22 protein-coding genes are annotated in these 20,125 nt (G+C 62.9%); 11 read left to right on the plus strand and 11 right to left on the minus strand.

Translation table 11 applies throughout. The annotated features are described in order from the left end of the window. Positions 1-63 precede the first annotated feature (63 nt). Together BLW50_RS15105 and BLW50_RS15110 are read left to right on the plus strand one after the other, a co-directional pair. A complete protein-coding gene (locus tag BLW50_RS15105; protein ID WP_090709171.1) occupies positions 64-1,119 on the plus strand; it encodes an amidohydrolase family protein in 1,056 nt (351 codons plus the stop codon). Positions 1,120-1,121: 2 nt separating this feature from the next. Continuing rightward, complete coding sequence (locus BLW50_RS15110) at positions 1,122-1,541, plus strand: Rieske (2Fe-2S) protein (protein WP_090704025.1); 420 nt, start codon at positions 1,122-1,124, stop codon at positions 1,539-1,541. Positions 1,542-1,557: 16 nt separating this feature from the next. Here BLW50_RS15110 and rmuC read toward each other — a convergent pair whose 3' ends face one another. Then, positions 1,558-2,451 (minus strand): DNA recombination protein RmuC, encoded by an 894-nt coding sequence (gene rmuC, locus BLW50_RS15115; RefSeq protein ID WP_244544257.1) that lies wholly within the window; start codon positions 2,449-2,451, stop codon positions 1,558-1,560. On the opposite strand from rmuC, the gene BLW50_RS31080 reads away from it, so the two are divergent. The 5 genes from BLW50_RS31080 to truA all read left to right on the plus strand — a co-directional run bounded on the left by BLW50_RS31080 (position 2,422) and on the right by truA (position 5,757). After that, complete coding sequence (locus tag BLW50_RS31080) at positions 2,422-2,712, plus strand: hypothetical protein (RefSeq protein WP_244544258.1); 291 nt, start codon at positions 2,422-2,424, stop codon at positions 2,710-2,712. The genes rmuC and BLW50_RS31080 overlap by 30 nt on opposite strands. A gap of 203 nt (positions 2,713-2,915) precedes the next feature. Next, a complete protein-coding gene (locus tag BLW50_RS31085; protein ID WP_244544259.1) occupies positions 2,916-3,353 on the plus strand; it encodes a hypothetical protein in 438 nt (145 codons plus the stop codon). A gap of 93 nt (positions 3,354-3,446) precedes the next feature. Beyond that, positions 3,447-3,995, plus strand: coding sequence for a peptide deformylase (gene def, locus BLW50_RS15125; protein ID WP_090704029.1), 549 nt, complete (start codon positions 3,447-3,449; stop codon positions 3,993-3,995). 95 nt (positions 3,996-4,090) lie between these two features. Beyond that, positions 4,091-5,020 carry a methionyl-tRNA formyltransferase gene (fmt, locus tag BLW50_RS15130; protein WP_090704030.1) on the plus strand — a complete coding sequence of 310 codons (930 nt, stop codon included), beginning with the start codon at positions 4,091-4,093 and terminating at the stop codon, positions 5,018-5,020. After that, complete coding sequence (truA, locus tag BLW50_RS15135; protein WP_090704032.1) at positions 5,020-5,757, plus strand: tRNA pseudouridine(38-40) synthase TruA; 738 nt, start codon at positions 5,020-5,022, stop codon at positions 5,755-5,757. The genes fmt and truA overlap by 1 nt, the downstream gene beginning before the upstream one ends. A gap of 45 nt (positions 5,758-5,802) precedes the next feature. On the opposite strand, the gene dapE is transcribed toward truA, so the two are convergent. From dapE to rpmH, 10 genes are all read right to left on the minus strand, one after another. Next, positions 5,803-6,951, minus strand: a complete 1,149-nt coding sequence (gene dapE / locus BLW50_RS15140) for a succinyl-diaminopimelate desuccinylase (protein WP_090704034.1) — start codon at positions 6,949-6,951, stop codon at positions 5,803-5,805. Then, positions 6,948-7,412 carry a DUF805 domain-containing protein gene (locus tag BLW50_RS15145; protein WP_170850166.1) on the minus strand — a complete coding sequence of 155 codons (465 nt, stop codon included), beginning with the start codon at positions 7,410-7,412 and terminating at the stop codon, positions 6,948-6,950. The genes dapE and BLW50_RS15145 overlap by 4 nt, the downstream gene beginning before the upstream one ends. Then, entirely contained in the window at positions 7,409-7,888 is a 480-nt protein-coding gene (locus BLW50_RS15150; protein ID WP_090704038.1) for a hypothetical protein, read from the minus strand. Before BLW50_RS15150 ends, BLW50_RS15145 begins: the two co-directional genes overlap by 4 nt. Next, positions 7,888-8,745, minus strand: a complete 858-nt coding sequence (gene dapD, locus BLW50_RS15155; protein WP_090704039.1) for a 2,3,4,5-tetrahydropyridine-2,6-dicarboxylate N-succinyltransferase — start codon at positions 8,743-8,745, stop codon at positions 7,888-7,890. Before dapD ends, BLW50_RS15150 begins: the two co-directional genes overlap by 1 nt. 57 nt (positions 8,746-8,802) lie before the next feature. Further along, entirely contained in the window at positions 8,803-9,537 is a 735-nt protein-coding gene (locus tag BLW50_RS15160; RefSeq protein WP_348272844.1) for a pyrimidine 5'-nucleotidase, read from the minus strand. Positions 9,538-9,551: 14 nt separating this feature from the next. Beyond that, the gene (gene argB, locus BLW50_RS15165; RefSeq protein WP_090704042.1) at positions 9,552-10,448 is read right to left on the minus strand and encodes an acetylglutamate kinase; all 897 of its coding nucleotides are present in this window, start codon (positions 10,446-10,448) and stop codon (positions 9,552-9,554) included. A gap of 86 nt (positions 10,449-10,534) precedes the next feature. Next, complete coding sequence (yihA, locus tag BLW50_RS15170; RefSeq protein ID WP_090709172.1) at positions 10,535-11,200, minus strand: ribosome biogenesis GTP-binding protein YihA/YsxC; 666 nt, start codon at positions 11,198-11,200, stop codon at positions 10,535-10,537. A 116-nt stretch (positions 11,201-11,316) separates the two neighbouring features. Then, positions 11,317-13,149, minus strand: a complete 1,833-nt coding sequence (gene yidC, locus BLW50_RS15175; RefSeq protein WP_090704044.1) for a membrane protein insertase YidC — start codon at positions 13,147-13,149, stop codon at positions 11,317-11,319. A 69-nt stretch (positions 13,150-13,218) separates the two neighbouring features. Further along, entirely contained in the window at positions 13,219-13,644 is a 426-nt protein-coding gene (gene rnpA / locus BLW50_RS15180; RefSeq protein ID WP_090704046.1) for a ribonuclease P protein component, read from the minus strand. A gap of 43 nt (positions 13,645-13,687) precedes the next feature. Then, positions 13,688-13,822 carry a 50S ribosomal protein L34 gene (gene rpmH / locus BLW50_RS15185; protein ID WP_090704048.1) on the minus strand — a complete coding sequence of 45 codons (135 nt, stop codon included), beginning with the start codon at positions 13,820-13,822 and terminating at the stop codon, positions 13,688-13,690. Positions 13,823-14,090: 268 nt separating this feature from the next. On the opposite strand from rpmH, the gene BLW50_RS15190 reads away from it, so the two are divergent. The 4 genes from BLW50_RS15190 (at position 14,091) to BLW50_RS15205 (ending at position 20,107) form a co-directional block, all read left to right on the plus strand. After that, positions 14,091-14,939: a TVP38/TMEM64 family protein gene (locus BLW50_RS15190; RefSeq protein ID WP_170850167.1), complete on the plus strand. Its 849-nt coding sequence runs from the start codon at positions 14,091-14,093 to the stop codon at positions 14,937-14,939. After that, a complete protein-coding gene (locus BLW50_RS15195; RefSeq protein WP_090704053.1) occupies positions 14,936-16,357 on the plus strand; it encodes a dihydrolipoyl dehydrogenase family protein in 1,422 nt (473 codons plus the stop codon). The genes BLW50_RS15190 and BLW50_RS15195 overlap by 4 nt, the downstream gene beginning before the upstream one ends. A 45-nt stretch (positions 16,358-16,402) precedes the next feature. Continuing rightward, positions 16,403-17,875: a sensor histidine kinase gene (locus BLW50_RS15200; RefSeq protein ID WP_090704055.1), complete on the plus strand. Its 1,473-nt coding sequence runs from the start codon at positions 16,403-16,405 to the stop codon at positions 17,873-17,875. Between the two features lie 111 nt (positions 17,876-17,986). Continuing rightward, on the plus strand, positions 17,987-20,107 hold the full coding sequence (locus tag BLW50_RS15205) for an acetate--CoA ligase family protein (protein ID WP_090704057.1): 2,121 nt from the start codon (positions 17,987-17,989) through the stop codon (positions 20,105-20,107). Positions 20,108-20,125: the final 18 nt, after the last annotated feature.

The raw sequence follows: 20,125 nt of genomic DNA on the forward strand, positions 1-20,125 counted from the left end.
TGCTAACAAAAGACTTTTCGACAACCTGCTAGCCCCTTTGCTGCTGGAGCCCCCAAGGTGAATCTGTCCAATATCCGCGCGATCGATTGCGACGTGCATCCCACCGTGCCGAGCATGCAGACGCTGCTGCCTTATCTCGACGACCATTGGCGTGAGTCGGTGATCGAGCGCGAAATCACCACGCTCGATACCATCAGTTATCCGCCGCTGGCGCCGATCACCGCGCGCGCGGATTTTCGTAGCGAAGGCGGACGCGCGGGGCTCAGTGCCCACGAGGTCGGGACAAAGGTTTTCGGCGACTGGCAGGCTGATATCGCCATTCTGAATTGCCTCTATGGCGTGCAACTCGTCTTCAACGAGGACATGGCGCACGCCTTCGCCCGCGCGATGAACGATTGGGTTGTCAAAGAATGGCTTGATCGCGACCCGCGCCTGCGCGCCTCCATCGTCGTGCCGTTGCAGAATGTCGAACACGCGGTCGATGAGATCGAGCGCTGCGCTGTCGACAAGCGGTTCGTGCAGATCCTGGTCCTCTGCATGGGCGAGACGCCGCTGGGGCGCCGGCAATTCTGGCCGATCTATGCGGCGGCGGAACGCCACAACCTGCCGCTCGGGATCCACGCCGGCAGCGCCTATCGCTATCCGGTGACGTCGCTGGGCTGGCCGACCTATTATGTCGAGGATTATGCGGCGCAGTCGCTAGGCTTTCAGTCGCAGCTCGCCAGCCTTGTCTGTGAGGGCGTGTTCGTCAAATTCCCGAAGCTGAAAGCGGTGTTGATCGAATCCGGCGTCACCTGGCTGCCGGGCTTCGTCTGGCGCCTGTCGAAATTCTGGCGTGGCGTGCGCGCCGAGATTCCGTGGATCGACCGTTCGCCCAACGAGATCGTGCGCGATCACTTCCGCTTGACGATCCAGCCGCTCGATACGCCCGACAATCCCGACATCGTGGCGCGCGCCATCGAACATTTTCAGTCCGACGACATGCTGCTCTATTCTTCGGACTATCCGCACTGGCAATTCAATGGCGACGAGATCATGCCACCTGGCATTCCCGCTGGCCTGCACAGGCGCATCCTCGTCGACAATCCACTCGCCACTTATCCGCGGCTGGGACTCTGACCATGGGCAAACATATCGTCGCCGCGGTGAAGGATCTGCCGCCGGGCAGCCGCAAACTGGTCGAGGTCAACAACCGCCAGATCGCCGTGTTCAACGTCAACGGCGAATTCCATGCGCTTGGCAATCGCTGCCCGCATGAGGGCGGCCATCTGATCGACGGCAAGCTTGTCGGTCTGGTGGAATCGAAAATGCCCGGCGAATATTGCTATTCGCGCAAGGACGAGTTTGTGAAATGCCCGTGGCACGGCTGGGAGTTCGATCTGCGCACCGGCCGCGCCCAATGCGATCCAAGCCGGGTGCGCGTGCGCCACTATCAGACTGCCGTCGTGCAAGGCGCTGAGATCGATCTCGACGCGCCGCCAAAAGCAGCCGAGGTCTTTCCGGTGCGGATCGAGGACGACTACGTCATCGTCGAAGTCTGAAACGGCGTAGCGCGGCTTACTCGGCCGCATTGCGCAGCGGTGCCGTGCCAGCAGTTGGGGCGGTCTGCGGATCAAGCTCGAGCTGGTCAATGCGGGAACCGCGACGCACCAGTTTCTCGGTGGAGGTGGTGATCTGCGCCACGTCCTCCTGCGCCTGACGGAAATGCACGTCGAGCTTGGCAACACGGTCGCCGAGGCGGCGCAGATCATCGAGCAGACTACGCACCTCGCGCTGGATCAGATGAGTCTGTTCCTGCATGCGCCGATCGCGCACCAAGCTCTGCATCACCTGAATGGCCATCATCAAGAGCGACGGCGAGACGATGAGGACGCGGGCCCGATTGGCACGCTGGATCACATCGTCGAAATGGCTGCTGAGATCGGCGTAGATCGATTCAGAAGGAACGAACAGCAAAGCTAGATCCTGGGTCTCGCCGGAGAGCAGATATTTGTCGGCGATATCCTTGATGTGTTTGCTCAGATCGGCGCGCACGCGGCGGCCGGCTTGCTCGCGCTCGGCATCGTTGGCCGCATCCTTCAGGGCCGTGAACGCTTCCAGCGGAAACTTGGCATCAACCGCCATGGCGCGCTCATCGCCCGGCAGGCGGATCAAGCAATCGGGCCGGCTGCCATTCGAGAGAGTCGCCTGAAATTCGTAGGCCGCAGGGTGCAGGCCATCGCGAACGATCGCCTCCATCCGCCCCTGGCCGAAAGCGCCGCGCGACTGTTTGTTGGCCAGAATATCCTTCAGGCTGACCACTTCCTGGGTCATGCCCGTCAACTTTTCCTGCGCCTTGTCGATGACAGCGAGGCGCTCGGAGAGCTTGGTCAATTGGTCGGCCGCGAAACGGCCATTCGATTCGAGCCCTTGGCCGACCCGATGCCCGACGGCATCGAGACGCTCGGTCAACAATCGCGCCAGTTCGCCCTGGCGGCTGGTGAGCGCATCGCCCATGCCGCGCAACCGACCGGCCAGTTCAGCGTTGATCTGGCTAAGCCCAGCCATCTTGTCGTCGATCTCGCGCTGCCGCTCGGCCGCGAGCTCGGCTTCCAGCCGGCGGGAGCCCCCGGCCCGGAGCAGGCCAATGGCCATAATGAAGAGGACAAGCGCGCAAAAAGCGACGCCGCCTGCGGCAATTTCGAGCAGGCCGATCGGGTATCCGGACAATAGAAATAGCGGGTGCGTCATCCTATATGCATACCGCGATTCGTCCCGGGTTCCGAACAGAATAAGAACAACAGGGCGATTGACGAGGAAAACCCGGCATTCCGCCATTTTTAATTGGAACAGTGTGCGTTGCACAAAAACATCTTGCTGCATTGCACTGTTGCTGTATACTGAGTCGTATAGATATGAACCAAGATGAGGCTGCCATGAAGCGCGCCCCCGCGAAAAAGACTGTCGACCCGAAGACGCTGCCGCCGATCCGGATTAAGAAGTGCCCGCCGACCATTGAGGAAGCCATTTTGGCTGCCCAGGGTTTGACCGACGATCTCGATCATCAGGCCTATATCGCCGCCGGCTTCATGGACGTTTCCGTCGACGAAGTCCGTCCGCTTGTGGCCAAAGCCGCTGCGGAAGCCGCTTCGCGCGAAACCCGCGTCGTCGCCTCGCGCAATGGCGCCGAGCGCGCCGTGGTTGTGGAACGGGCCCGTCCCCGCACCATCATCCCGACCGGCACCGCTCGCCCGGCGATCAAGCTTGAGCCACGCAGCCGCCCGACCGGCGCTGTGGTTGTCGAGCGCACCCGCCCGCGCATCCAGCTGACGCCGCGCGTCCGTACATTCGACCTGACCCGTCAGCCGGCCTGAAAATTTCACGCTGATTGACGCCTTAAAATTGACCTCGCCCGCCGGGATGCATATCTCAGGCGGGCGTTTTCATATTGGACGGTACCTGTTTCCATGTCGCTGAAGCCCATCATTATCCTGCCCGACACGCGGTTGCGCGCGGTTTCCACGCCCGTAACCCTCGTGGATGACGGGATACGCACCTTGCTCGACGACATGTTGGAGACGATGTACGACGCGCCGGGCATCGGCCTGGCTGCGATCCAGATCGCCGTGCCCAAACGCGTCATCGTGGTCGACGTGGCCAAGCGCGAGGAAGACGACGAGACGCCGGAGAAGAAGGACCCGATTTTCCTGATCAATCCGGAAGTCGTGCTCGCCTCCGAGGAAACCTCCGTCTACGAGGAAGGCTGCCTGTCCATTCCCGAATATTACGCCGAGGTCGAACGGCCGGCGCGGGTGCGGGTGCGCTATCTCGACCGGATGGGCGTCCAGCAGGAGCTGGATGCCGACGGGCTCCTCGCCACCTGCCTGCAGCACGAGATCGATCATCTCAATGGCGTGCTGTTCATCGACCATATTTCCCGGCTGAAGCGCGAGCGGGTGGTGAAGAAGTTCACCAAGGACGCCAAGCGCCGCCCTGACGAGGCCGAGGCGAACTAGGCCGAGACAAACTAGGCCGACCTGCCCTTCGCGTAAAAATGCTGTAGAACCCGGCCAGATTTCCGTCCGGCTCGCCGGCATTTCAGGTTGATCGCATGCGTATCGTCTTCATGGGAACGCCCGACTTCTCGGTGCCGGTCCTCACCGAAATTATTGGCCAGGGCCATGAGGTCGTCGCCTGCTATACGCGCGCGCCCAAGCCCGCCGGGCGGCGCGGCCTCGAACTGACCCGTTCCCCGGTTCACGTCACGGCCGATCGTTTCGGCATTCCGGTGCTGACGCCGAAAACCCTGCGCAACGAGGCCGAGGCGCAAGCCTTTGCCGCTTTCGACGCCGATGTCGCCGTTGTCGTCGCCTATGGCCTCATCCTACCGCAGCCGATCCTCGAAGCGCCCGCTGAAGGCTGCCTTAATCTGCATGCCTCGCTGCTGCCGCGCTGGCGCGGCGCCGCGCCGATCCAGCGCGCCATCATGGCCGGCGACAACGAAACCGGCGTCATGGTGATGCGCATGGACGAGGGCCTCGACACCGGGCCCGTGGCCATGGCCGAGCGTATCGCCATCGGCGACAATATGACCGCGGGCGAATTGCACGACGCGCTGATGGGCGTCGGCGCCGATCTGATGGTGCGTGCGCTCGCCGCTCTGTCGCGCGGCTCATTGCAGTTTCATGCGCAAGCCGAGAACGGCGCTGTCTATGCCAGCAAGATCGACAAGGCCGAATGCCGCATCGATTGGGCGAAGCCGGCGACCGACGTGCACAATCATATTCGCGGCCTCTCGCCGTTTCCGGGCGCCTTCTTCGAGGCTGATTTTGGCAAGGGCCCGGAGCGGGTGAAAGTGTTGCGCAGTGCGCTCGCAAAAGGCCAGGGCGAAGCGGGTTCGCCCATCGGCAGCGATCTTACAATCGCGTGCGGCCAGGGCGCGGTGCGCCTGCTCGACGTGCAGCGCGCCGGAAAATCGCCGATGAGCGCCGAGGAATTCCTGCGCGGCGCGGCCCTGCCGCCCGGCACCCGGCTCACCTGATGCCGCGTTACAAGCTCACCATTGAATATGACGGCACACCGTTCGCCGGCTGGCAGCGGCAGGCCAATGCGCCCTCAGTGCAGCAAGCGCTGGAAGAAGCGGTCCATGCCATGAGCGGCGAAACCGTTGTCGTGCATGGCGCTGGGCGCACAGATGCCGGCGTCCATGCCCTTGCACAGGTAGCCCATATCGATCTGTCGCGCGAATGGCGCACCGACAAGGTCCGCGACGCGATGAACGCCCATCTGAAACCGCAGCCTGTCGCGGTGCTGCTGGCGGAAGCGGTGGACGACACCTTCGAGGCGCGCTTCTCGGCGAAAGCCCGCCACTACGTCTATCGCATTCTCAATCGCCGCGCGCCGCCAACGGTGATGCGCGATGGCATCTGGCACGTGAAGCGGCGGCTCGATGCGCAAGCGATGCATGACGCGGCGCAGGTGTTGATCGGCAAGCACGACTTCAGCACCTTCCGCGCCGCGGAGTGCCAGGCCAATTCACCGCTGCGCACGCTCGATCGCCTCGATGTGGTGCGCACCGGCGAGACGATCGAGATCTTCGCCTCGGCGCGCTCGTTCCTGCATCATCAGGTGCGCTCGATCACCGGCTCCCTTGAACATGTCGGCTCGGGCAAATGGAGCAAGCAGGATCTGAAGGACGCGCTGGACGCCAAAGACCGCGCCCGCTGCGGCGTGGTCGCGCCAGCGAGCGGGCTCTATATGTTGCGCGTCGATTATTGAGAATGCGCGGCAGCCTTTGGATGACACAAAGGCTTCGGCGAAGTGTTAGGCGAAATAATTCGCCAGCACGCGAGTGTAGATCGCTTCCAGCTTCTCGACATCGGCCACGGCCGTGCGCTCGTCGATCGCATGCATGGTTTGGCCGACGAGGCCGAACTCAACCACCTGTGCATAATTGCAGATGAAACGCGCGTCGGACGTGCCACCGGTTGTCGACAGCACCGGCCGCCGCCCCGTCTCGGCCGCGATGGCCTGTGACATGGCTTCCACGAACGGCCCCGGCTGCATCACGAAGGCCAGGGCATTGGTCGGCTTGAAGTCGAGCGTATAGCGCGCGCCTTGCGCGGCGGCTTCCACACGCCGGCGCACTTCGGCGGCCAAGGTGTCGGGTTGCCAGAGATCATTGAAGCGAATGTTGAAAGCGGCGCGCGCCTCATCGGGAATCACATTGACGGCCGGATTGCCGGTATCGATCGCGGTGATTTCGAGATTGGAGGCATCGAAATGCGGCGTGCCTTGATCGAGCGGCTCGGCCCGCAGCGCAGCCCCAATGCGCAGGATGTGATGCACCGGATTGTCGGCCAGATGCGGATAGCCGACATGGCCCTGGCGACCATGCACCACCAGCGTGCCCGACAGCGAACCGCGCCGGCCGATCTTGATCATGTCGCCGAGCGCATCGGGATTGGTCGGTTCGCCCAGAATACAATGATCGAAGCGCTCGCCGCGTTCATGCGCCCATTGCAGCAGTTTGACCGTGCCGTTGACGGCGGGGCCTTCTTCATCGCCGGTGATCAGAAACGCGATGGAGCCCTTGGGCGTACCGTGAGCGGCCAAATGATTAAGCGTCGCGGCGATCGAAGCGGCGATGCCGCCCTTCATATCGACCGCGCCCCTGCCCCAGATCATACCGTCGGCGACCTCGGCCGAAAACGGATCGAACCGCCACTTGGCCGCATCGCCCGTCGGCACCACATCGGTATGGCCAGCAAAGACCAGCGACGGCGCGCCGCTGCCGATACGCGCATAGAGATTGTCGGTATCTGGATAGCCCGGCTCGCTGAAGACGATGCGATGGGTCTCGAAACCAGCACCCTTCAGCACGTTTTCAATCAGCCCGAGCGCGCCGGCATCCTGCGGCGTGACGGACGGACAGCGGATCAGATCGCGCAGCAGGGTTACGGCTGATGTCATGAGTGGGTCACCAGGGGATCGGGCCCGAAGCGGTTCGGCCCCGGCGTGCCGCGCCGCAGACCGAGTTCGATCAACAGCGCAACAAGCAGGATAAGATAGGGAATCATAAGGATCCAACCAAGCGGCGTCATTCCGTCTTCGGTTTCGATCGGCGATAGAACGTTGACGACTTCGACGAGGATATCCAGCACGACGAAGACAAAAGCCGCCGTGCCCGGATGATCGCGATCGTAAAGCCGCTTCAGCATGATCGCATAGGTGGGATAGGCCAGCCCCAGCGTCACGAAGCATTCAAGCAGACGATAGGACAACGGCGCCGGATTGGTGGCTGGATCCCAGCTAAAAAGACCAGCTGGCACCAGGATCAAAAACATGATCGCCAGCAGCGCCAGCATGCCAAGCCAGAACGGCAGCCGTGGAATGCGACCTTCAAGATTGAAGAAGATCGCTTTCCAATTCACGGCGCCTCGCTCGCTCGAACACCGAGCAGATAGACCTGCCAGAGCACCACGCCGAGCGCCACCAGGTCGATGGCGATCAACAGCAGGGTGGGAAACACTTCGGCGACGCGCGGTTGCAGCCAATGCGCCGCCAAGGCGAGGAAGATCGCCAAGGGAGCCGCGCCCGCCAGGCCCGGCTCGATGCCACCATCGCGCAGGCGCTTGGCCGACAGGTTGACGTAGCAGACGGCGATCAACAGCACCGCGAAGGCATAGATGATCAGATAGGCATAACTGACGAAGGTCATCGGATCGTAAAACTTGCGCACATCGAGTGTGCGATGCGCATAGGGCGACAACGCCAGCCAACCCAACGCAAATACGATGACGATGCTGACGAGCAGGATCGTGCCGAGCCACCAGACCTGCCGGCCGATCCGCCCCTCATCGGTGCGGAACAGGAATCTGAATCCGTGCGCCGACAGAACGGAAGCCATCAATCCCTCAACAGTTCGTTGATACCGGTCTTCGAACGCGTCTGCGCATCGACGGTCTTGACGATAACCGCGCAGTACAGCGACGGACCAGCCGAGCCATCCGGCAGCGCCTTGCCCGGCAGCGAGCCCGGCACGACAACCGAATAAGGCGGCACATGGCCGATGTGAATCTTGCCGGTGTCGCGGTCGACGATCTTGGTCGAGGCGCTGATGAAGACGCCCATCGACAGAACCGAGCCTTCACCGATCACCACGCCTTCGACCACTTCCGAGCGGGCGCCGATGAAGCAATTGTCTTCAATGATGGTCGGGCCGGCCTGCAGCGGCTCAAGCACGCCACCGATGCCGACGCCGCCCGACAGATGCACGTTCTTGCCTATCTGGGCGCAGGAGCCCACCGTCGCCCAGGTGTCGACCATGGTGCCGCTGTCGACATAGGCGCCGAGATTGACGAAGGACGGCATCAGCACGACGCCGGGCGCGATATAGGCGGAGCGGCGCACAATGCAGTTCGGCACCGAGCGGAAGCCGGCGGCCGCATGTTCCTTGGCCGTCCAGCCCTCGAACTTCGAGGGCACCTTATCCCACCAGGACGAGCCGCCGGGGCCACCGGAAATAGCCGACATGTCGTTGAGGCGGAAAGAGAGCAGCACGGCCTTCTTCAGCCATTGATTGACCTTCCAGCTCTGCGCGCCGGTTTGGCCGGCGATCTTCTCGGCGACGCGGGCCTTGCCGCTGTCGAGCAGAGCCAGGGCTTCATTGACGGCGTCACGTACCTCGCCCTTGGTACCGGCATTGACCGACGCGGCGTCGGCGAAGGCGGCATCGATGATCTTTTCAAGCTGGGCGTGCGACATGACGGCTCCCGAGGGATAAGGATTTGGCCGGAGGTTTCGGCTCTCCCCCCGGCGATGTCAAGACCGGTCAGGCAAGGCCGGCGACGGGAGAGCGGCAGCGCTGCCAGACGCGACAATATCGGTCAGAAAGCCGCTGAGGTCGTTGGTGAGGAAGTCGACATGGGCTGGCCGTTCCCGCGCGATCTCCCAGCCTTCGCGGAAATCATGGTCCCCGGGCTTCGGCACCACGAGAATCGTCGTCATCTGGCGCGCCTTGGGCACGACGAGATTGCGCGCGATGTCCTCGAACATGGCGGTGCGCTCGGGCGCGATGCCGTGGCGGTCGAAAAACCGGTCATAGGCCCGCGGATCGGGCTTGGGCACCAGGTCGGCGGCGACAATGTCGAACACGTCTTCGAAATAGTCGCCGATGCCAAGCCGCTCGCAGGTGCGCAGGGCATGGTCGCGCGAGCCATTGGTGAAGATCAGCTTGCGGCCAGGCAGTGCCGCGATGCCGGCGGCCAACGCCACATCGGGCTCGACGGAGGTGCGGTCGATATCGTGGACGAAGCGGAGGAATTCAGCCGGATCGATGCCATATTCATCGATCAACCCGCGCAGGGTGGTGCCATGCTGGCGATAATAGAATTTCTGCAGGGCGCGGGTCGACATACCGTCGAGGCCGAGCATGTCGGCCATGAAGGCCGTCATGCGGTCGTCGATGCGCGGCCACAGATCGCAGTGCGGCGGATAAAGCGTGTTGTCGAGGTCGAACACCCATGTATCGACATGGGTGAAACGCCCAGACAACACCTCCGCCGCCGCCATCAACGCTTGATCAGGGTGCCGGCACCATGATCGGTCAACAGTTCGACCAGCACGGCATGGGGTGCCTTGCCGTCGAGAATGACGACGCCTTCAACCCCCATTTCGATGGCGTAGATGCAGGTTTCGACCTTCGGAATCATGCCGCCGGTGATCGTGCCATCGGCGATCAGATCATGGATCTGCGAGACCGTCAGTTCCTTGATGAGCTGTTTGTTCTTATCAAGCACGCCGGGCACGTCGGTCAGGAAGATCAGACGCTTGGCTTTCAACGCACCGGCGATGGCGCCAGCGAACGTGTCGGCATTAACGTTATAGGTCTCGCCGTCCGCGCCCTGCGCCACGGGCGCCAGAACCGGAATGAGTTCGCGGCCAAGCACTTGGTCCAGAACCGTGGTGTCGACGCTCTTGGGCTCGCCGACGAAACCCAGATCGATCACCTTCTCGATGTTCGAATCCGGATCGACGACCGAGCGCGTCAGCTTCTCGGCAACGACCATATTGCCGTCCTTGCCGCACAGGCCGATGGCGCGACCGCCCTCGTTGTTGATGAAGCCGACGATCTGCTTGTTGATCGAGCCAGCGAGAACCATCTCGACGATTTCGACGGTGGCCTTGTCGGTGATGCGTAGGCCGGCGGCGAATTCAGACTTGATGCCGAGCTTCGACAGCATGGCGCCGATCTGCGGGCCGCCACCGTGCACGACCACCGGATTGACACCGGACTGTTCGAGCAAAACCATGTCGCGGGCGAATTCGCGCGCCACTTTCTCGTCACCCATGGCATGGCCGCCGTATTTCACCACCACGATCGTATCGTCGTAGCGCAGCATATGCGGCAGCGCCTGCATCAGGATTTCGGCTTGTTCGTGCGGGCTGGCTTTGGCGGTATCGGTCATCGATGTTCAATCCGGTACTGTCTCAGGCCGTGTTCTAGCCGCTCATCGGCGCGAAGACCACCGGCTTTTTTCCTTATCGCGCGCGCTCAAGCGCCGCGTTCGGCGAGCAGGCGGGCGATGCCGGCACGCAGATCGGGAATTCCATCGCCGGTTTCCGACGAGGTGAAGATGACCTCCGGATGGGCGGCGGGATGGCGGGACAGCGCCTGGCGCGTCGCCGCGATCCGCTCCTCGATGTCGGACTTCTTCACTTCGTCACGCTTGGTCAGGACGACCTGGTAGGAGACGGCCGACGTGTCGAGCAGTTTCAGCATCGCATCGTCGGTGTCCTTCAGCCCGTGCCGGCCATCGACGAGGACGAAGACACGGATGAGGGGCGAACGGCCGCGCAGATAGCCGTGCATCAGTTTGGTCCAGCTATCGATCTTTTGCTTCGACACGGCGGCATAGCCGTATCCAGGCATATCGACGAGGCGCAAGGTCTCGGAGCCGAGCTCGCCGCCCAAAGCGAAGAAATTGAGCTGCTGGGTGCGCCCTGGCGTGTGCGACGTGCGTGCCAAGGACTTGCGGTTGGTCAGCGCGTTGAGCAGCGACGATTTGCCGACATTGGAGCGGCCGGCGAAGGCGATCTCGGGCGCGCCCATGGGCGGCAGATCGTCAACGGAAACCGAGGCGAAGAAGAACTCGCAGGGACCAGCAAACAATTTGCGGCCGCGTTCGGTGAATTCTTCGTCGTTCTCAATCTCAGTCATCATACTTCAATCCGCACCCTAACAGGGTGCTGAAAAACGCTCTGGTGTCATTCCCGACGCACCGCAGGTGCGAGCGGGATGACACCAAGGGTTGTTCAATAACCAGCTGAAGCGCGTCAGCTCGCTTTCTTGCCGAAGAGACCTAACAGATTGTCCCAAAGCTCAATCTTCACGCCCTGCTTCTTCATGATGAAGTACTGCTGGGTCACGGAGAGGGTGTTGTTCCAGGTCCAGTAGATCACCAGGCCGGCCGGGAACGAGCCCAGCATGAAGGTGAAGATCACCGGCATCCAGGCGAACATCTGCTTCTGAATCGGATCGGTCGGCTCCGGATTCATCTTCATCTGGAGGAACATGCTGACGCCCATGATGAGCGGCCAGATGCCGATCCACAGGAAGTGGCCGATGCCTGGAATCTGTGTCGGATCGAAGGGGATCAGTCCGAACAGGTTGAACACATTGGTTGGATCGGGCGCGGAAAGATCCTTGATCCAGCCGAAGAACGGCGCGTGTCGCATTTCAATGGTGATGAAGATCACCTTGTAGAGTGCGAAGAACACTGGGATCTGGACGATAACAGGCAGACAGCCAGCGACCGGATTGATCTTCTCGCGCTTGTAGAGCTCCATCAGCTCCTGTTGCTGCTTCTGCTTATCGCCAGCGTAGCGCTCCTGGAGCTCCTTCATCTGCGGCTGCACCGCCTTCATCTTCGCCATCGACTCGTAAGAACGATTGGCGAGCGGGAAGAACACCAGCTTGATGAGAACGGTGGTGATGAGGATGGCGACGCCGAAGTTGCCAACGTAGCGGTAGATGAAGTCGATCAGCCAGAACAGCGGCTTGGTGATGAAATAGAACCAACCCCAGTCGATCATCAGATCGAAATTCTTGATGCCGAGGCTGCTCTGGTAGCCGTCGATGACCTGCGTTTCCTTCGCGCCGGCGAAGAAGCGATGATCGACCTCGACACTGGCGCCAGGCGCCACGACCTTCTCGCCGCCGAGATAGTCAGACTGATAGGTCTTGGTGGTCGTGCCGGTCGAGGAGAAGCGGCCTTCGATCGCCAGGTTCTGATCGGGAATAACGGCCGCCGCCCAATATTTGTCGGTCATGCCGAGCCAGCCGCCAGTGCCCTTCATGAGCTTGGTGGCCTTCTGCTCCTTCTCGATCGAATCGTAGGTGTATTCCTGCACGCGGGAATCGCCGACGACGCCGACAAAGCCTTCGTGCAACACCGCATAGCCGTCGGTCTTCGGCTTGCCGACGCGCGTCAGCAGACCATAGGGATAGACCGTCACCGACGCCGCCGATTTATTCTCGACCGTGTCCTTAATGGTGAACATGAAATTGTCGTCGACGCTGATCACGCGACGGAACACCAGGCCTTGACCGTTGTCATAGGTCAGCGTCATGGGCCTGGCCGGCGTCAGCACATCGCTATCAGCCGTCCACAGCGTGTCGGGCTTCGGCAGCGCCACATTGCTGTTGGCCGCCGCGACGAAACCGGTCTCGGCATAATAGGGATGGGCCGAACCGGACGGCGAGAGCAGCTCGATCGTCGGGCTCTTCGGGTCCGTGGTCTCGCGATACTTCTTCAGGTGAATGTCGTCGATGCGCGCGCCGCGCAGGGCGATCGAGCCGGACAGGCTCGGCGTGTCGATCTTCACCCGCGGCGAGGCGGCGAGCGACGCATTGCGATCAAGCGTAACGGCAACGGCCGGTGCCTGCGGGGCATTCGGGGCGGAGCCGCCCGGCACGGGGGCGACGCCACCCGGCTGTTCCGCGGTCGCCTGCGTCCCGGGCTGCTGAGCGGCACCGGTGGTCTGCAATTGCGTATTGGTCTGGCGCGTCGCATCGAGCTGCGGCTTGGCGTAGAAATAATTCCAGCCGAGGATGACCACGAGCGACAAGGCCATGGCCAACAGGAGATTTCTTTGATCTTCGCGCATTCTCTCGCCTGCTGATCCTGAACCAGCTGATCGTTGGCCGGCCTATGTTCACGTTCGAACGGGTTGAAGCTATTCCGGGTTTTTGTCCGGCGTTTTGCGCCGCGACTTACCGCCAACCCCGGATATGGCTGTCTGCATGTCGCGGATCAATTCCGGGAAAGGCAGATACAGCGCCTCGCGCCGGGCAACCAGCACATAATCATGTCCTGGCTTTGACGGAATGTCGCTGCTGGTAGCAAGAACCGCCCGCAGACGCCGGCGGATACGGTTACGCTCGACGGCCGTTCCCACCTTGCGGGTGATCGTCAGTCCGAATCGGGCGAGTGTCTCATTGTCATCGCGCGGCGCACACTGCACCGTGAAACCGGGCGCATGATAGCGGCGCCCTTTGGCAACCCGCTGAAACTCCGGCCGCTTGCGCAAACGCCCGATCGAGATACCGGCCGGGCGTAATTCACCGTTGTTTCCCGCGCCTTCGGTGTGGGAAACGCTCATCGGTTCTGCCTTTGATTGCCTTGGGAGGCGGGAAGCGTCCGAATCAGGCCGAAAGCTTCTTGCGGCCCTGGGCGCGACGAGCGGCCAGAACGCGGCGGCCACCGACAGTCGCCATGCGGGCGCGGAAGCCGTGGCGACGCTTGCGCACGATCTTGCTGGGCTGATAGGTCCGTTTCACCGTCGAACTCCAAATTCTGCTGGGTCAACCATGGCCTTGGCCATGGAGCCACTAAGGTTATTCAGTGCCGCTGCCGGCGGCTGGCATGCCGACGCACGCCTGCACGCGAAGTCGGCGCGGCCGAAATCGAGTGCGGCCTTATAGGTGGAAGCCTTCGGCCGAGTCAATCAGTATTGACCACAATATGCCCCTTTCCGGGGCCCGTCAGACCACGCAATTTTGTCCGTCGGCCAGTGATTTGACGCCCATAATCCGCTATCGGAGGATCATGTCGAGGGAAACAGCGAGGGACCAGGGCAATGCATTCGGCCCGACGGGTGGCTTACGCCGCCGGCTGATCCGTTTTCTGCCGTTGATCCTGCCTGCCGCCGCCATCGGGCTGCTTTTTGCCAGCGGATTCACCCGGTTTCTGTCCCTCGACATGCTGGTGGAACACCGGGACATGCTGGCAGGCTTCGTCAGCCGCCACTATTTTCCCTCTATAGCTCTGTTTTTCCTGGTCTTTGCCACGACCGCCGCCCTCGGCGTGCCTGGCGGCCCGGCGCTGACCATGACGGGCGGCTTTCTGTTCGGCGGCCTGATCGGCGCTGGCGTCTCGCTGTGTGCCGTGAGCCTGGGCGGAACATTATTCTTTCTGTTTGCCCGCAGCTCCTTCGGCTACGGCCTGACCCACCGCCCCTGGCCGCTGGTGCAGAAGCTGCGCGCGGGATTCCACGAAAACGCCGTATCTTACCTGTTGTTTCTGCGACTCACGCCTGCCTTCCCGTTTTTTGTCATCAATCTGGCGATGGCCCTGACCAACATCAGACCATTCACCTTCCTCTGGGTTACGTTTGTCGGGGTTCTGCCGGCGACGCTGACCTATGGTCTGGCTGGCGCCGGCATCGACGCCGTGCTGACCATGCAGAAACAGGGCTTCGCCGCCTGCCTGGCGTCGGGTCAGGCCGATTGTCGCATGCATGTGGAGCCGCACCAGTTGGTCACCCCGCAAATGATCCTGGCCCTCGTCAGCCTCGGCCTCCTGGCTCTGGCGCCGATTCTCCTGCGCCGGCTGACGCAGGGCCGCCAATCTGCCCGCCAGACCGTTCCGCTAGGTCGGCCGACGGATCGCTCATGAGCGAAACCCTGAAGCCCGACATCTGCATCATCGGCGCTGGGCCCGGCGGATTGGCCCTGGCCATGGGCGCGGCCGCCTTTGGCGTGCCCACGGTCCTCATTGAAAAAGGGGCGATGGGCGGCACGCATCTCAATGCCGGCAGCGTGGCGGCGCGGACCTTGGCGGAGACGGCGCGGGCGGCATATGTCATGCGCCGCGCCGACAAGCTCGGTCTTGCGGCCAGCGAGCCGCGCTTCGACTACGCCCAAGTGCAGGCGCGTCTGCAAACCGCGATCGCCGCCATCGCGCCATCGGTCAGCGCCGCACGGCTGCAAGCGATGAATCTGCGCGTGATCCACGGCGCGGCGCGTTTCATCTCGAGGAAAACGGTTGAAGCGGGCGATGTCCGCGTCGAAGCCCGGCGCTTCGTCATTGCCACTGGCGCCGCGCCGCTCCTGCCCCACATCGCCGGGCTCGAATATGTCCGCGCGCTGACCAGCGAAACGATTTTCGCGCTGACGGAACTGCCTGCCCGCCTGCTCGTCATCGGCACGTCCGTGCATGGGCTGGAATTGGCGCAGGCCTATCAACGCCTCGGCAGCAAAGTCACCGTGATTGCCGAGAGTGCGCTGCTGCCCGATCTCGACACGGAGTTGCGCCAACCCCTGTTGGACGCGCTGATGCGCGAAGGCATTGTTCTGCATGCGCCCGTCGATACGATCCGGATCGATCCCGACGGGTCCGGCTTAAACGCCTCCTATCGGCATGATGGCCACGACGAGACCTGTGCCGCAACCCATGTGCTGATCGCCGGACACCGCGCGCCCAACGTCCATGCCATCGGCCTTGAACAGGCCGGCGTTGCTTTCGACCATGACGGCATCAAGGTGAAGCAGAATCTCCGCACCAGTAACTGGCGCGTCCATGCGATCGGCGATGTCATCGGCGCGGGGTCGGCGCAGGCAGCCCAATCGCAAGCCAGCCTGCTGTTGCGCCATCTGCTGTTTCGCCAGCCCGTGTCCTTCGCCGCCGCCAGCGTGGCGCGGGTGATCCATACGGACCCGTCGGTCGCCACCGCCGGCCTGACCGAGACGGAAGCCCGCGCTCAAGACGCGAAGCTGCGCCTCTATCGCCTGCCTCTGAGCGAAGCGGACGCCGCCCACACCGGCCTGCCGGCGCCAGGACATGTCAAGGCTGTGGTTGGCGGGGATGGCCGCATCCTCGGCGCCTCGATTATCGGGCCTCAGGCCCATGAACTGATCGCACCTTGGCAGCTCGCCGCCACGAAAAGGCTACGGATAGAGGATATGGCCGCGATGCCGGTTCCCGCCATGAGCCTGGCGGACGCCTCGCGGCGGACAGCACTGCAACATTTTTCAGCAAAGTTTCGGAGTCCGTCGGTTCAGAGCCTCATTGGGCTGCTGCGGAAATTCGGATAGAGGCGGCGCGGATACAAACCGCCGCAGATACGGTAAAAGGGTAGTATGGACGCCAAAGTTGGACCTGGCGCAGTAACAGAATCCCTGCCACTGGAAGCTCCCCTGCCCCGGGAGCGCCAGCGGGCGGTGCGGATTGGCCTGATCTCGCGCGTCCTCTTGGGCACGGTGGCGTTCATCCTCCTGGTGCAGGTCGTGGTGTTCCTGCCGTGGATGGCCACCTTCCGTAATTATCGTCTGCGCGATCAATTGAGCGCCGCTTATATCGCCGCCCTGGTGCTCGATGCGGCGCCCGATGAAATGGTGCCCGAGCAGCTGAAGAACGATCTGCTCACCAGCGTCGGCGCCCAGTCGATCGCGCTTAAGCTCCCCTCGTCGCGCCGTCTTCTCGCCTCTTCCGACATGCCGCCGAGTGTCGACGAGCGCTACGATCTGCGCACGGCGACGCCGATGGAATCGATGATGTCGGCGTTGCGCACGCTGTTTGGCCGTCAGGGCCGAACGATCAGCGTCGTCGGCGACGCGCCCATGGGCGCTGAATATATCGACATCACCATCGACGAAACGGCGCTGCGCAACGTCATGTGGGCGCGGTCGATCAATGTGCTGCTGGTCTCGCTGACATTATCCGTGCTGCTGGCGGCGCTGGCGGTCGCGACCCTGCACATCTTCGTGCTGAGGCCCGTGCGCCGACTCACAGACAATCTGAAACGATACGGTGAAGATCCGGAAGACGCTTCGCGCATCATCGAGCCCTCGGGCCGCTTGCACGAGATCGGCGATGCCGAGACCGCTCTGGCCGGCATGCAAACGACGCTTGTCGACGAATTGCGGCAGAAGAAACATCTGGCGGCGCTCGGCCTCGCCGTCGCCAAGATCAATCACGATCTGCGCAACATGCTGTCGACGGCGCAATTGCTGTCGGACAGGCTGGCCTCTTCCTCCGATCCGGTGGTGCGCTCGACAGGCCCGAAGCTCATCGCCACCCTCGACCGTGCCATCAGCTATTGCCAGTCGACACTGACCTATGGACGGGCGGTGGAAAGCGCGCCGCAGTTCAGCCAGCTCGGCCTGCGCGCCCTGGTCGACGAGGCTTTCGAGGTGGTCGCGCCGCAAAGCCATCGCGTCGGGCTCGACAATGGTGTGGCCGACACTGTCAAGATCGTCGCCGACGCCGAGCAGATGCTGCGCGTTCTCCTCAACATGTGCCGCAACTCCGTCGATGCGCTCGATGCAGCGGGAACCCACGACGGCGAAGAGCCGCGGGTGAGCATCACCGCGCGGCGCGAGCCCGACAAGATCATCATCGAGATCGCCGACAATGGACCTGGCGTTCCGGCACGGGCGCGCGCGGCCATGTTCGAAGCGTTCCGTGGCTCGGCGCGCTCGGGCGGAACCGGCCTCGGCCTCGCCATCGCGGCCGAGATCGTGCACGCCCATGGCGGCGAAATCATCCTGCTGCCCCAGGACGCTGGCCCCGGCGCCACCTTCCGCATTCTGCTGCCGCCACGTGGCCTCTGAGTGATCCTGCTTGATCAGCGTTCCTGAGATTGATTAGGCTGCGACCTCCCTGGAGGAAGACTGCGTGGCGCTCCGCCGCGCAGCCGACAACAAGCAAGAGCAGCCATTCTCATGACAGCCGCCAAAACCGCCTCGCAACACGCCATTCAACGGCTGCTGCGGCCAAAATCCATCGCCATCGTCGGCGCATCGCCCACGCCCGGCGCGCTCGGCAACGGTGTGCTCGGTAATCTCGACCGCTTTGGCTTCACAGGCGCGATCCATCTCATCAATCCGAAGCGCGCCGAGATCAACGGCCGGCCCTGCCTGAAATCGACCCGCGACCTGCCCCAGGGCGTCGATTGCGCGGTGCTGGCGGTGCCGCAGACGGCTGTGATGGACGCGGTACAAGGCTGCATCGAGCGCGGCGTCGGCGGTGTCGTCGTCTTTGGCGCCGGTTTCGCCGAACTCAATGCCGAAGGCCGCAAGGCCCAGGAGCAACTGGCGCAGATCGTCAGCGATGCCGGCATGGCGATCGAAGGCCCCAATTGCCTTGGCTTCATCAATTATGTCGACGGCGTGCCGATGACCTTCGCGCCGACCGACCATGTGCCCCTCGCCGGCCGTCGCGCGGTCGGCATCGTCTCGCAATCGGGCGCCATGGCGACGGTTCTGCGCACGGCGCTGCATGCCCATGAGATCGCCGTGTCTCTGTTCGTTTCGACCGGCAACGAAGCGCTGAACGGGCTGGAGGATTTTCTCGACCTGATGATCGAGGATGAGACCACCCATGTGCTGGCGCTGGTCGCCGAGCAATTCCGCAATCCCAAGCGCTTCCTGGCGCTGATGCAGCGGGCGCGCGAACTGCACAAGCCCGTCGTCCTGCTGCATCCTGGCCGCAGCGCTGCGGCGCGCGAATCGGCGCAAACCCACACCGGCGCCATGAGCGGCGATTGGGACGTGATGCGCGCGCTGACCGAGCGCGAAGGCGTCGCCGTGGTCGAAACGCTGGAGCAACTCATCGACGTGGCGGAACTGTTCATCCGCTTTCCCACGCCGGTCACGGAAGGTCCGGCGATCATCACCGATTCCGGCGCTTATAAAGGCATGTCGCTCGACTATTGCCAGCACATCGGCCTTGATCTGCCGCAGCCGTCGGCGACATCGCACGACAGTCTCGCCACCTTGGCGCCGGATCTCATCCACGCCACCAATCCGCTCGACCTGACGGCGCAGGCGCTGATCGATCCCCTGCTCTATCGCAAGGCGCTCGATCCGCTGCTCGCCGACGATGCGTTCGGCAGCATTGTCTATGCCAGCATCCTGTCCTCAGCCGCGACCGCTGCGCGCAAGTTCAAGCCGATCGTCGATGCGGCCAAAGAGAAGACGTTTTCAAAACCCGTCATCATCGCCATGCTGGGCGACGATGGCGATGTGCCGCGCGAAACGCTGAGCGAATTACGGGCGCTGAACATTCCCTTCTTCCGTTCGCCTGAACGCTGCCAGCGCGCGCTCGCTTTCCTGCAGCGCTATTACCGGCGCAAGCCTGTGCCGGCGGTGGCCGTGGCGCGGAAGCCCTATAAGCACAAATTGTTCTCCGGCATCATCGCCGAACATGACGCGAAGACCATTCTCGTCGCCGAAGGCATTCCGGTGCCACCGGCCGAATTCGTCACGACGATCGAAGACGCCCAAGCCGCCGCTCGACGCATCGGCACTCCAGTGGCGCTGAAAGCGCAAGCGCGCGAACTCGCCCATAAAAGCGATGCCGGCGGCGTGATCCTAGGGCTGACGTCCGACAAGGAGATCGCTGACGGCTGGTCGCGGCTCTATTCCAATGTCGCATTGGCCAGGCCCGATCTGGTGCTCGATGGCGTCCTCGTTGAGAAAATGGCGCCGCGCGGCGTCGAACTGATCTTCGGCGCACGCAACGACAAGGAATGGGGTCCGGTGCTGGTGATCGGCCTCGGCGGCGTCTTCACGGAAGCTCTGCATGATGTGGTGACGCTGGCGCCCGATGTCGGCGTCGAGGCAATTGCGGCTGAGCTTCGTCGCCTCAAGGGCGCGGCATTGCTCGGCCCATTCCGGGGATCGCCGGCCCGCGATGTCGAGGCGGCAGCCGCCATCGCGGCAAAACTCGGCGCCTTCATCATGGCCCACCCCGAGGTGGCCGAGGTCGATATCAATCCGGTCGTCGTCCATGCTGAGGGCGAAGGCGCCGTGGCGCTCGATGCGTTGATCGTCGTGCAGTGAGGAAAGCGTCCGAACCGG

The organism is Beijerinckia sp. 28-YEA-48, from assembly GCF_900104955.1.
Classification (GTDB): Bacteria; Pseudomonadota; Alphaproteobacteria; order Rhizobiales; family Beijerinckiaceae; genus Terripilifer.